This is a genomic window from Sphingobacterium paludis (assembly GCF_004364125.1).
GTDB lineage: Bacteria > Bacteroidota > Bacteroidia > Sphingobacteriales > Sphingobacteriaceae > Sphingobacterium > Sphingobacterium paludis.
This window is the reverse complement of sequence record NZ_SNZV01000002.1, coordinates 433,953-446,946: the sequence shown is the minus strand read 5'-3', so window position 1 is coordinate 446,946 and position 12,994 is coordinate 433,953. Positions and strand designations below refer to the sequence as shown.

The window sequence follows — 12,994 nt, the reverse complement described above, 5'->3', positions numbered from 1 at the left end:
TTTTAGAATGAAAGATTTAGGCCCATCATAAAGCGCCGAGTAGCAGGGTAAACGGATGGACCGGTGGATCCGAGCAATGCCTCGACAGGCTCTCCTAAGCTCGCCTCCTCATCAACTTTGATAGACAATTCGGGATCTACACCCGAATATTTAGTCAGCACAAACAAATTCTCCCCGGCAAAATACACGCGTAGATTTCTGACCTTATATTGATCTAACTTAAAAGTATAGCCAATCGTTAAGGAGCGGAGGCGTAAAAAGTCACTACTTTCGATAAACCGCGACGACGCTTGGTTTCCACCATCCCGGTTGTTGTATTTCGCAACGGGATGAGTCGCGTGGTCACCCTCCTTTTCCCAACGGCTCCAACCCGGCATCAACTTCATTTGATTACGATCCGTGTAGGTTCCGTCGGCATCGTACTCCTGCCGAGAATAATTGTAAATCTCTCCGCCTATTGAGTAACCGAATACAGCGTTTAAATCGATAGCTTTATAGCGCAGGGCGGTTGAAAATCCACCAAAAATATTTGGGGCAGCATTGCCTAATTTCTCGAATGTTGCTTCAGAGTAATTAGACGTTGTGGCGCGCGATGTTTCATTGCCGTTGGCGTCCCGCTGCACTTTGTACCACATCGGCGCACCGTTCTCCGGGTTTACCCCTGCCCATTCTTTTAGGTAATACGTATCAACAGGAAGCCCTGGCTCTAAAATACGCTGTGATGACCCGGCAATGCCTAAACCATCTCCTACAATAACTGGACGTACCACAAAATTGCCACTCGCATCCTTTGTTGGGTACAGTTGGGTCAGTCGGTTTCGGTTGTGTCCAACATTCAGATCTACACTCCATAACCAATCGTCGTTTCGAATGATGTCACCACCGATAGCAAGCTCAAAACCGGTATTGCGCATCTCGCCGATGTTTCTCCATATGCTGGTGATACCTACCGTTCCTGTGACTGGCACCTCATACAGGATGTTATCCGTGTTCTTGATATAGTAGTCAAGTGTTACGCGTGCACGATTATTCAATAGCGAGGCATCAACCCCCACACCTGTGGTGTACGTTTTCTCCCAGGTCAGATCCGGGTTTCCTTTTTGATTGATAAGCGCACCGGGATTCCCATTGTATCCTGATGTAGCAGATACGGCATACAGATTGTACTGCGGGTACAATGCACTAGGCCGATTTCCTACAGAGCCATATGCCGCCCTCAATTTCAAAGCGTCTACCCAATCGGCCTTAAACCATTCTTCATTATTCATATTCCAACCAGCGCTGACTGAAAAAAAGTTTCCATATTTTGCGTTGTCGCCGAAATTCGAAGCTCCATCGCGACGAAAGGAAACTTGCGCCAGATACCGATTGTCGTAGGCATAATGTACATTGGATAGCAACGATTGCACGGCCCATTCATTAATTTTACCACGTGTGCGCTCGGGCTTGTTCACGACATCCAATACCTGAAAACCTGGAATAAATCCTGTTCCATAGACGTCTAACACCTTTGCGCTATAGTCGTTAAATTCGTAAACTAAAACGCCGTTTAGCGCATGGGCACCGAAGGTTTTGTTCGCCCGCAAGATCTGACTCGTATAGCGTCTCGCAAATTCGGTACGATACTCCGTCAATCGGCCGCTTACACTTTCGCCTTCATTAGAGCGCGGGTCTATATAACCGCTGGAGGAATAGTTGTTGTAGCGGTAATTATTTACCGAAGAGAAAGTAAGCCAGTCGGTAAGTTTGACATCAAAATCAAGATTTCCCATGAGCTCGTAGTTGGTATTCGTGGAATTATTCCACTGCAAATCATACAAGTAGTTGGTACTTGCGCTGTTTACCCAACCACTGTAGCGGTGTGGCACTAAATTACCATTCGCATCAAAGGGACTATCCCACGGGAAATTGGAGTACATGGCCGTTGTAGAATATTCTCGATCTTCTACCCCTCGGCGCGCCCCAACGAAGGATGGCTTCACCGTTAACCAATCAAAAGGTTTATAGGTCTGTCGAAAACGGACGTTGTAGCGCGTAAAGTCATAGCCTCTCACCGCCCCTTGCTCGTCGTACAATCCAATGGAAAGCAAAGATTGGACAGTTTCCGTTCCTCCCTGCAAAGTTATATTATGGTTTTGCGTAAATCCGTTCTTGGTTGCAACCTTCCACCAATCAAAATTACTGTTCCGTAAATCGGCATTCCATCTGGGAAAGGCAATGGTATTTGCATTGGCGAACGAAGCATAATAGTCGTAAAGCTCCTCCCCATTCATCATCTCGAGATTACCGTTGGTAAGTTGATTGAAACCTACCTTGGTTGAGACATCGATGGTGGTTTTTCCACTCTTTGCATTCTTGGTCGTTACCACAACAACGCCATTGGCCCCTTGCGAGCCATAGATCGCCGTAGACGCAGCGTCTTTAAGAACCGTCATAGACTCCACATCATCAGGATTAAGGTCGCCAGGAGATGTACCGATGATCACCCCATCTATTACCCAAAGCGGACTGGTTGTCCCACTGAGGGTTGCCTGCCCGCGTATCACCACCGCACCTCGTGAGCCGGGCTGTCCGGTGCCCGGCGCAACATACACACCGGGGGCCTTTGCATTTAACATGTTCTCCACGGAAGGCGTCGTAATATCGCGTAGCTCATCGCCTTTTACGGAGGTCAGCGCTCCAGTCAAGCTCTCTTTTTTCTGTGTGCCGTAACCCACCACAATCACCTCCTCTAAAGCTTGATCACCGTTCGTTAATAAAACTTGTATGGAATTTCCATCGACCACTTGGGTATGCGGCTCGAAGCCTATAGCGTTAAATACCAAAACATCGCCTAACTTGGCATCAATCGTAAAGTTACCCTGATCATCCGTTGCCGTAGAACTAGATGCTTTTCCCTGCACGGAAACTGTAGCACCTGCAACCGGGCCGGATGCCGCTGTAACGCGCCCGGTTACCATTTGTTGGTAGAATGAATGTGCGTAGAATGCTGTAGTCTTTCCGAACGCGGCGTTCTGGTGGACTACGGCCCCTAGCACCACCAGGGAAGCTAGCCGAAAACTTCTACAAACAGACAAAGGGTTTGTCGTTTTTTTTATCATAAAAATGCTTTTAAGGTTTTTGTTGAACTAGTAGATTACCATAATCTTATGGAGCCAAGTTAACGGAAAGTAACCTGATCGAAGACTCTTCACGAAACGAAATCGATTGCACAAAATCACACAATCGTTTGCGCAGGAACTCCTTCGGAACCGTGCAAATTGTTCACTTTAATGTGAATTCTCCAAATATCACTTAAGGCAATGCATCAAAATCTATGACAGGAGCTATCTGCGGACTTGGAATGGAAAAGCTGCTGGTAGGCTCCACTATCGTATTAAAGAAACCACCGTTCTGTAAGTAAAATTGGTTGCTTTCTACACCTCCGATAGCGTCTATACGTTGTTTGGCGTTGTAAGTTGCGTCAACGGTGAACTTTGCTGATTGTATAGGAAGCCATGTTCCGGAAACGGTACGCACCCAGCGATTAGTGAAAAGTACCTTACGCCCTAAATGTCCGTTGTTAGGATTAAAATTTTCTAGAAAACTATGAAAACCCGACAGATTTTTATCGGTTTCTGGTCTTTTCCAGCTGGCTATCAGATACCATCCACCCTTTTCTGGAAGGTCTATCCAAGCCGTATAGTCTGTAGAACCTGAGCCATCCGGTTGACCTTTTAGCAGAAACCTATACGTTGCTCCCGCTACCCAATTGTATCGTAAAAAACTTTGTCCTCCAGATCCCTCATTTCCAAACTCTCCGGTCTGGACATCGGCGCCTTTTTTATTGAGTTTCACCCGTAAGTGTTCGGGGATATCTGCTGGGTTATCGGTGTTATGCGGACTCCAAACAGAAAACAGAATCCGACGTTCCGCTTCAGCATTTACTTGGATCCCGAAATAACCTTCCGAGAAACCGTTGCTCATAAAGTATGATCCTATGGCGTCCTCCCCTGTCGGAACTGTGAGCTCTCCATAGTAATACTGAATGGGATCCTGCGTTGGGATGTTATACCCGATGTGGCAGGAAGGACCCCTTCTAGCCCAATAGTAATAATCAGGGTCGTCAGCGTATAAAAGATTTCCTTGGGCCACTCCGCCGACTAATACATGCGATACGTCTCCAAAATAGCCACCGGTCTTTGAAATTCCTTGTATATCAACTTTTACATAGCCCGCCGGGACAGTAAAATGTCCGATTTCGTAGTCCTCGAAATCAGACCCAACTAGATCAATCTCTCTAGCGTTTCCATTAACGGTGATCTTGATTTTACTACTATTATTTGCAGGCGCAACCTTAGCCCGCAGCTTCAAGCTTACACTGCCTGAATCCTGTACCCGGAAGTAGACGCTAGTGACGCTTTCCTTGTTTGTCCAGTTGGCGAGGCCATTTTCAGTAATAAGCTCATTCGCATCCGAAGGCTTAATCGTCACGAAAGCATTGCCGGCTAATGGCACGTCATAAAAACTGGTATCTGTGGCCGTTATACGTTCTGGAATTCCTGCTAAATCTTCTGTAACATGTGCACAGGAAATTAATCCGGTCAAAAAAATGCTAAATAATGCAAGAAATTTAAAAAAGGTTTTGGTACGCATATTTCAAGTTTATTTCAGTAAACCTAAACAAGATTGTCGAGCTAAAAAAGTGGAAGCGGCAAGCAAACGATTGCGCATTTTTCTACATACAATCTAAGAAATCGGAATATGCATTCGTTTTTTCCCCTCAATCCGCTAGAGGCTTTACTAACCAAGGTCCTAATAAATAGTCTTCCTCGTGCGCTTTTTAACTCTTTCTCCCGGCGCATAGCTTCCTGCTTGGTCGAATATGCCTCGGTATAGCGTAGTTGTCAAGGGCGGAACCGGATTGTCCATCCTTTACTTCCTAATTCATTATGTGACGAGAGGCGTCCATTAAGATCTGGGGCATATCCGATATAGATCTTATCGTAATTTAAAGAATAGATTACATAAACCGTATATGCCATAATTGGTAGTATGGTATCTAAATAAGAGCTTAGCGAAACTTAAATCCAGACTCGAACTGATGTCCGCCAACTGGCGGATAGGAGCCCGACATCTTCAGTAACCTCTCCACAAAAAGCCTAACATTATGTAAAAACAAAGCCCTAAGTTTCCTTAAGGCTTATTGTGTAGCGGGAACCAGACTCGAACTGATGACCTTCGGGTTATGAGCCCGACGAGCTACCAACTGCTCCATCCCGCAATGTGTTGTGAATGTCTTCGAGCTAGGCTTACGCCTAGCTCTTTAGTAGCGGGGACCAGACTCGAACTGATGACCTTCGGGTTATGAGCCCGACGAGCTACCAACTGCTCCACCCCGCAATGTATTTTCTGTTATTTAGCTAAAGCATCGCGCTTCGCTTTTTCAATATCTTCGAGCTAGGCTTACGCCTAGCTCTTTAGTAGCGGGAACCAGACTCGAACTGATGACCTTCGGGTTATGAGCCCGACGAGCTACCAACTGCTCCATCCCGCAATATATCTTTAATTTCAACTGGTCAAGCATCGCGCTTGACTGATCGGGTTTTGAACTGATGTCCGCCAACTGGCGGATATGAGCCCGACGAGCTACCAACTGCTCCATCCCGCAATATATCTTTAATTTCAACGGGTCAAGCATCGCGCTTGACTGATCGGGTTTTGAACTGATGTCCGCCAACTGGCGGATATGAGCCCGACGAGCTACCAAAGCTCTATCCCGCATATATTTTCAATGTCGTCCATCAAGCATCGCGCTTGAATCCAGTAATGTTTCCTGTAAAAATCGCGTTTTTCGTATCGTTAACGCAAGATAACATTCCGTTTAATTGGAGTACAAAGATATTATTTGTTTCTTTGTATTCCAAATAAAAAACAGATAAAATGTCGCATAAAGCAGGATTTGTAAGCATCATCGGAAAACCTAACGCAGGTAAGTCTACCTTAATGAACTCATTAGTAGGTGAGAAGATGTCCATTATCACACCCAAAGCCCAAACAACGAGACACCGTATTATTGGCATTGTCAATGACGAGGACCATCAAATTGTCTTTTCAGACACCCCCGGCGTGATAAAACCGAACTATTCTTTGCAGGAATCCATGATGAATTTTGTTCAAGGATCGCTTATCGACGCCGATATTATCCTTTTTGTTACGGATATCCATGAGAAATATGATGAGAACGATGTGATTGAGAAATTGAAAAAAACTTCCTCACCGGTAGCCGTTTTGATAAACAAAATTGACAAATCTTCGGAGGAAGAAGTAAAAAGCAAGATAGAATTTTGGGAGGAGAAGCTGCATCCCGATGCCATTTTCGCTATATCCGCGTTGAAAGATCATGGCGTGACGGGCATTATGCAATACATCAAAGAAAAACTTCCGGAGCATGCTGCATACTACGAAAAAGATGAGTTGACGGACAAAAACATGCGATTCTTCACGGCAGAAATGATACGGGAAAAGATTTTCAAGTTGTATGACAAGGAAATCCCTTACAGTACGGAAGTGGTTGTAACATCCTACAAAGAAGAGGCAAACATCACGAAAATTGCTGCCGAAATAATCGTCGAGCGCGATTCTCAGAAAAATATTATCATCGGCAAAGCGGGTGCAATGATCAAAAAAGTCGGCACTTATGCCCGTCAAGACATGGAAGAGTTTATTGGCGGAAAAGTATTTCTTGAACTTTTTGTCAAAGTTATTCCTGATTGGCGTAGCAAAAAGAACTATCTAAAAAAATTCGGTTACGACGATTAGTCCTGAAAATAGCCGCGAAGTGCCTTAACCTGCTTTTGGTTAAGCACTTTGCCTAAATCTTCATCACTAGCTGCTTGTACCTTTTTCGCGGATTTAAAAGTTTTTAATAATTTCTCGACCGACGTTTTTCCTATCCCCGGTATGTTCTCTAGTTCTGAAACAAATGTTTTCTTACTCCGCTGATTTCGGTGAAAGGTAATCCCAAATCGATGGGCCTCGTCCCGCAAATGCTGAATGATCTTTAGCGTTTCCGATTTTTTGTCGAGATATAACGGATATTGATCTCCGGGATAATAAAGCTCTTCCAAACGCTTTGCAATGCCGATTACGGTTACCTTCTTTTCAATTCCTAGCAGCTTTAAACTTTTCAACGCAGCCCCCAATTGCCCTTTACCTCCATCAATAATGATAAGTTGAGGCAACGTTTGGTCTTCGTCCAACAAGCGTCTATAGCGTCTAAAAACTGCCTCTTCCATTGTGGCAAAATCGTTCGGTCCTACAACCGTCTTGACGTTGAAATGCCGATAGTCTTTTTTAGATGGCTTCGCATCTTTGAATACAACAATGGCAGATACGGGAAAGTTCCCCTGTATATTGGAATTATCGAAACACTCAATGTGGCGCGGCAACACATTCATGCGAAGATCTTTCTGCATCTGCTTCAATACACGTTCCGTTTTAAGCTCCGGATTCAGTCGTTCGTATTGCAGCATACGTTCCTTCTTGAAATACGCTACATTTTTATATGAAAGATCCAATAGATTTCGTTTATCTCCGGCTTTCGGGATGGTAAATTTAAGATCCCCACTTTCCTCGATGTTGATATCAAACGGGACGATAATCTCTTTGGAAGTACTTTTGAATCGGCTGCGGATCTCTGGGATCGCTAAGGCTAATAGTTCTTCTTCTGATTCATCTAACCTTTTCTTCATCTCCAAAGTCTGAGTTTGGATCACGACACCGTGTGCGACCTTGAGGTAATTGACAAACGCATGGCTATCGTCCGACGCTATGTTAAATACATCGATGTTGTTGATGGACGAACTTACTACGGTAGATTTGCTTTGATAATTCGAGAGTTTATCCAGCTTACTCTTCATTTTATAAGCGACTTCGAAATTCAGGTTAGTAACCGCATCATTCATTTGCGTTTTCAAACGATTTGTGACGACAGAGATTTTGCCATTTAGAATGTCTTTGATATCCGATAGATTCTGCGCATAATCTTCTTCAGATTGATAACCTTCGCAAGGCCCTTTGCAATTACCAATTTGATATTCTAAACAAACCTTGTATTTGCCTTTGGAAATGTTTTCTGGGGCAAGGTTTAGGTTGCAGGTACGCAGCGGAAATAACTCGCGAATCATATCTAAAATGATGTGCATCATACCTACAGAAGCATAGGGGCCGTAGTATCTGGATCCATCTTTAATATACTTTCTTGTCCAAAATATACGTGGAAAATGCTCGTTCTTGATCACAATCCATGGATAGGTTTTGTCATCCTTCAGCATCACGTTGTAACGTGGCTTATGCTTCTTAATCAGGTTGTTTTCAAGCAGCCAAGCATCGATCTCGGTATCGACAATGGTAAAAGCTATACGCGTTATCTTGCGAACCAAAACCCGGGTTTTACTGTTCAGCTGACTGTCATTGACAAAATAAGAACCAACTCTGTTACGCAGGTTCTTTGCTTTCCCGACATATATCAGTTCGTTATGTTTATCAAAATACTGATACACCCCAGGTTTATGTGGTATCCTCTTTAACTCTTCTTTATAATCAAATGACTCCATATCCACAAAAATGCCGAACAACAAATTTCGTTAAAATTTACTGTTCGGCCATCATAAAGTTATTGCACGTTAAAAACCTAAACGGTCATCATTCAGTTGTCCTTCCTCAGATGGTGTACCGTAGAACGGCGTATACCGGCTACAGTCAATTTCCCTCGTCAGCCCTCCCGGAGGCTGTGGAAAATCGTCCTGCGTATAACGGAGTTGTTTATCATTATACACCTTGCGCATATATAAACCGAAAATAGGCAGCGCAGCAGAGGCTCCTTGCCCGGAGGCCATACTGTAAAAACGGATGCCACGATCCTCCGCACCGGTCCAAACTCCCGTCACCAAGTCTGGTGTAATGCCGATAAACCACGCATCAGAGTTGTCATTCGTCGTACCTGTTTTCCCACCCATTGGGTTGGTTAAACCACCATACTCAGCGCGGCGAACACGTGATCCTGTTCCGCCGTCGACAACACCTTTTAGCATATCCACCATGATATAAGCCGACTCGCTATTAATAGCCTTCACCACTTTAGGCGTTCGCTCATAAATTGGCGTGCCGTTTTTATCTTCAATGCGCAAGATCATCGTTGGCTCAATCCAAGTTCCATGGTTCACAAACGCAGAATAAGCACCTACCATATCAAAAACGGAAGCTTCATACGCCCCCAAGGATATGGATGGATAGTTCGGAACATTGGAGGTGATTCCCATCCTCTTTGTCAAGGAAGCTACATTTGATGCGCCCACTTCGTTAATAACGTGAGCAGTTGCGAAGTTTTGGGAATACTTTAAGGCATTTTTTAGCGTGATAGGGTCACCACCCTGTACCGTGCCTCGCGGCGTCCAGTTTCCATATGTCTGCATATGGTTGGGTACCGTGAAGCACGGTGAATAACCATTATCAATAGCTGTGGCGTAGGTGAAAGGTTTAGCCGTCGAACCAACCTGCCGTTGCCCTTGCTTGACGTGGTCAAATTTAAAGTGCTCAAAATTTATCCCACCTACCCAGGCTTTTATATGCCCTGTTTTAGGTTCCATAGACATGACAGCATTACGCAGGAAAAGTTTGTTGTAGCGAATGGAATCCATAGGCGTCATCGTCGTATCGACGTTACCTTTATACGTAAAAAGGGACATCGGCACCTTTTTATTAAATTCCTTCTTGATTTCATCCTCAGACATCCCGGCGTCTTTCAATACGCGGTATCGATCCGATCGTTTCATACCGGCAACCAAGAGCTTGGCATTTTCCCCGCGAAACGGATCCGAATTGCGATATTGACGATCGAAATCTCGTTGCAATTTCATCATCCATTCTTTTTGAGCGTCTTCCGCATATTGTTGCATGGAGTAGTTGATCGGCGTGTAGATTTTTAATCCATCACGATCCAAATCATAAGGCGTACCATCTGCTTTTGTGATGGACAGGCGTTGAAATTCCTTCTTTATTTCCTCTTTCAGAACAGCGCGGAAATAAGGAGCTAGACCTTCGCCATAGTTGGAAATGCGTAGCTTCAAGTTAATAGGGTTAGCCTTTGCTTTCGAAAGTTCATCGGCCGTCAGAAAATTCTGATTGGCCATATTGTTTAATACCGTGTTTCTTCTCGCTAAAGCGTTGTCAGGAAATTTCACGGGTGAATACAACGATGGTCCCTTCAACATACCTACCAAAATAGCCGCTTCTTCGGCAGACAATTTATCGGGTGTTGTGCTGAAAAAAGTCCGGGCAGCCGATTTTATACCATAGGTATTTTTGTATCCAAAATCCACGGTATTGAAATACATAGTAATAATCTCTTCCTTCGTATAACTCCTTTCCAATCGTACTGCCGTGATCCACTCTTGGAATTTTTGCATGACGCGTTTAAACGTGTTACGTTCTCTTCGCTCGGAGAACAAATTGAGTGCGAGCTGCTGCGTAATTGTACTGCCGCCCTGTTTGTCGCCTAAGATCGTATGGAAAACAGAAGTTATTGTTCTGGAGTAATCAATCCCGGCATGGTCATAAAACCTTTTATCCTCGGTGGATATCAATGCTTGTACCAAATATGGAGATAGCTCACTATACTTCACATTGGAGCGGTTGTGCCGATAGTAGGTACCCAATACCTTCAGGTCGTCAGAAAGAATCTCGGATGCCAGATTGCTTTTCGGATTTTCCAACTCTTGAAACGACGGCAGTTTACCGAAAACCCCAAAGCGCACGCTCGCTATAAATAGCGCACCCAGAAAAATAATAGCTGCCAATATTTTCCAGAAATTAAGCGTATATCGTTTAATATCGTCTTCTGTCAATCTATTTTGCTTAGATTCTCTCTTCATAGCATTTTAAATACTTTTTACTGCCTTATATACCAACGGGTACTTTCAAATTGTAGTTCATCAGTTAACGTGCCAATTCCTTCTCGCAGGATGACAAAGCTGTTGTAATCTTCTTGTGGCACGTTCATACTTCCGAGAAGCAAAGGTAAGATTCTAGTTTCATAAGTTTTAACTTCTTCAAAAGTTTCGAACAGCGCTAACTGCAATAGATGATTTTATGTATCTAATCTGCGAGATCTCTAACGAAGCACGCACTTTGTATATTTGTTCAGCGAGTTACCTGCGTACGCTCTAAATCGTGGATTCAAAAATATTTGTGTCACTCCTAATTAAAACACTACTTTAGGAAAAAAATTAGAAATGAGCCATTAGGCTTTCACTATGCTAGTAACGAAAAAATCCGGTTTATTTTTTATTTTTCTAACCGTCGTCATCGATACGATAGGGTTAGGCATTATTATCCCGGTCCTTCCATCGCTAATTAAAGAGTTAATCCACGGAACCCTCAGCGATGCTTCGCGTTATGGAGGCTGGCTGATGTTTGCCTACGCATTTACACAATTTCTTTTTGCTTCCGTATTAGGTAATTTAAGCGATTGCTATGGGCGACGCCCCGTATTGCTATTTTCCCTTCTTGGGTTTTGTGCAAACTATGTGTTGATGGGATTCGCGCCTTCGATTGCCTGGCTGTTTTTGGGAAGACTTGTAGCAGGTGTGACGGGCGCAAGCCACACGGTAGCTGCTGCTTATATTGCAGACATCAGCAGTCCGCAAAACAAAGCACAGAACTTTGGGTTACTCGGAGCTGCCTTTGGCCTCGGCTTTATTATAGGTCCCGTTATAGGCGGGTTGCTAGGGCAATACGGCGCCCGCATTCCATTTTTTGCAGCTGGCGGACTTAGCTTATTGAATTTCATTTATGGTTATTTCGTCGTCCCGGAATCACTGAAGGAAGAAAACAGACGATCATTTTCATGGCGCAATGCGAATCCCGTTGGAGCATTTCGTCACATGGCCAAGTACCCGCAGATATACGCACTGGTGGCCTGTATTTTTCTTGTCAATATTGCTGCGCATGCCGTGCAGAGCACATGGTCTTACTACACCATGGAAAAGTTTCAATGGGATGAAAAAATGGTCGGCATCTCCTTGGGCTTTATCGGCACCCTACTTACTATTGTACAGGCGGGGCTATTGCGTATTGCTATTCCTAAATTAGGCCTCCCTAGATCCATATTAATAGGTCTGTTATTGCACAGCATCTCGCTACCACTTATTGGCTTGGCAAACTCCACATTCATGCTCTATGCTGTCAGCATTCTTTACGTTTGTGGGGGCATCGGCGGGCCGGCCCTGCAGAGTATGATTTCAAACCTCACGCCTACCAATGAGCAGGGACAGATACAGGGTGGTATAGCTTCCCTTATCAGCCTCACTGCCATATTTGGTCCCCTACTCATGAGCAATCTTTTCGCTGTGTTTACAACAGAGAAGGCGGCATTTTATTTTCCCGGTGCACCGTTTATGGCAGGGGGCCTCATGACATTGACCGCCTTGTTTACCGCCTATATTTACTTCCGAAACGTTAAGGCTTCGAAATAAGACAGACCGCATACGCCACCACACCTTCTTTTCTACCAATAAAGCCCATAGTCTCGTTTGTGGTCGCTTTAATTGATATATCGTCAATATCTAAGCCTGTAACGTCAGCCAGGTATGCTTTCATGGCTGGTATATACGCCTTTATTTTTGGTGCTTCCAACACGAGCATCGCATCTATATTCCCGATTTCATAACCTTTTTCAGCTATCAATCGCACGCATTCCTTCAACAACAGCAGACTGCTTATCCCCTTCCACTTTACATCCGTATTGGGAAAATGGTAGCCTATGTCTTCCAAATTGGCCGCCCCTAAAATGGCGTCGCAAATAGCGTGCACCAATACATCTGCATCGGAGTGGCCAAAAGCGCCGGCATGATGATCCAGCGTAACGCCGCCTACCACAAACGGATGTCCTTCTTTCATTTGGTGAACATCAAAACCAAAACCAACTTTCATTTTCATATCGCCGCTAATTTAT

At 44.4% G+C, this 12,994-nt stretch carries 8 protein-coding genes and 3 tRNA genes; 2 read left to right on the top strand and 9 right to left on the bottom strand.

Annotated features, from left to right (window positions below; all coding sequences use genetic code 11):
* Positions 1–2 precede the first annotated feature (2 nt).
* From B0I21_RS04810 to B0I21_RS04785, 6 genes are all read right to left on the bottom strand, one after another.
* Positions 3–3,101 (bottom strand): SusC/RagA family TonB-linked outer membrane protein, encoded by a 3,099-nt coding sequence (locus B0I21_RS04810; RefSeq protein WP_133639321.1) that lies wholly within the window; start codon positions 3,099–3,101, stop codon positions 3–5.
* A 193-nt stretch (positions 3,102–3,294) separates the two neighbouring features.
* Entirely contained in the window at positions 3,295–4,635 is a 1,341-nt protein-coding gene (locus tag B0I21_RS04805; protein WP_133639320.1) for a DUF3472 domain-containing protein, read from the bottom strand.
* Between the two features lie 251 nt (positions 4,636–4,886).
* Positions 4,887–5,024, bottom strand: coding sequence for a GIY-YIG nuclease family protein (locus B0I21_RS20350; RefSeq protein WP_243835949.1), 138 nt, complete (start codon positions 5,022–5,024; stop codon positions 4,887–4,889).
* Between the two features lie 166 nt (positions 5,025–5,190).
* A tRNA-Met gene (locus tag B0I21_RS04795) sits at positions 5,191–5,263 on the bottom strand.
* A 46-nt stretch (positions 5,264–5,309) separates the two neighbouring features.
* Positions 5,310–5,382 (bottom strand) — tRNA-Met (locus B0I21_RS04790).
* An 81-nt stretch (positions 5,383–5,463) separates the two neighbouring features.
* Positions 5,464–5,536, bottom strand: a tRNA-Met gene (locus B0I21_RS04785).
* Between the two features lie 386 nt (positions 5,537–5,922).
* Here B0I21_RS04785 and era point away from each other — a divergent pair.
* Positions 5,923–6,801 (top strand): GTPase Era, encoded by an 879-nt coding sequence (gene era / locus B0I21_RS04780; RefSeq protein ID WP_133639319.1) that lies wholly within the window; start codon positions 5,923–5,925, stop codon positions 6,799–6,801.
* Here the strand turns inward: era and uvrC are convergent.
* Together uvrC and B0I21_RS04770 are read right to left on the bottom strand one after the other, a co-directional pair.
* The gene (uvrC, locus tag B0I21_RS04775; protein WP_133639318.1) at positions 6,798–8,597 is read right to left on the bottom strand and encodes an excinuclease ABC subunit UvrC; all 1,800 of its coding nucleotides are present in this window, start codon (positions 8,595–8,597) and stop codon (positions 6,798–6,800) included. The two genes, era and uvrC, sit on opposite strands and share 4 nt — an antisense overlap.
* 69 nt (positions 8,598–8,666) lie before the next feature.
* Positions 8,667–10,913 (bottom strand): penicillin-binding protein 1A, encoded by a 2,247-nt coding sequence (locus B0I21_RS04770; RefSeq protein ID WP_133639317.1) that lies wholly within the window; start codon positions 10,911–10,913, stop codon positions 8,667–8,669.
* Between the two features lie 381 nt (positions 10,914–11,294).
* Here B0I21_RS04770 and B0I21_RS04765 point away from each other — a divergent pair, with 381 nt between their 5' ends.
* The gene (locus B0I21_RS04765; protein WP_133639316.1) at positions 11,295–12,515 is read left to right on the top strand and encodes a TCR/Tet family MFS transporter; all 1,221 of its coding nucleotides are present in this window, start codon (positions 11,295–11,297) and stop codon (positions 12,513–12,515) included.
* Here the strand turns inward: B0I21_RS04765 and ispF are convergent.
* Entirely contained in the window at positions 12,499–12,978 is a 480-nt protein-coding gene (ispF, locus tag B0I21_RS04760) for a 2-C-methyl-D-erythritol 2,4-cyclodiphosphate synthase (protein ID WP_133639315.1), read from the bottom strand. The two genes, B0I21_RS04765 and ispF, sit on opposite strands and share 17 nt — an antisense overlap.
* Positions 12,979–12,994 lie beyond the last annotated feature (16 nt).

What these genes read in the sequence shown, in the direction of transcription:
- B0I21_RS04810 (WP_133639321.1), bottom strand. Translation starts at nt 3,101, where the DNA reads ATGATAAAAAAAACGACAAACCCTTTGTCTGTTTGTAGAAGTTTTCGG.
- B0I21_RS04805 (WP_133639320.1), bottom strand. Translation starts at nt 4,635, where the DNA reads ATGCGTACCAAAACCTTTTTTAAATTTCTTGCATTATTTAGCATTTTT.
- B0I21_RS20350 (WP_243835949.1), bottom strand. Translation starts at nt 5,024, where the DNA reads ATGGCATATACGGTTTATGTAATCTATTCTTTAAATTACGATAAGATC.
- era (WP_133639319.1), top strand. Translation starts at nt 5,923, where the DNA reads ATGTCGCATAAAGCAGGATTTGTAAGCATCATCGGAAAACCTAACGCA.
- uvrC (WP_133639318.1), bottom strand. Translation starts at nt 8,597, where the DNA reads ATGGAGTCATTTGATTATAAAGAAGAGTTAAAGAGGATACCACATAAA.
- B0I21_RS04770 (WP_133639317.1), bottom strand. Translation starts at nt 10,913, where the DNA reads ATGAAGAGAGAATCTAAGCAAAATAGATTGACAGAAGACGATATTAAA.
- B0I21_RS04765 (WP_133639316.1), top strand. Translation starts at nt 11,295, where the DNA reads ATGCTAGTAACGAAAAAATCCGGTTTATTTTTTATTTTTCTAACCGTC.
- ispF (WP_133639315.1), bottom strand. Translation starts at nt 12,978, where the DNA reads ATGAAAATGAAAGTTGGTTTTGGTTTTGATGTTCACCAAATGAAAGAA.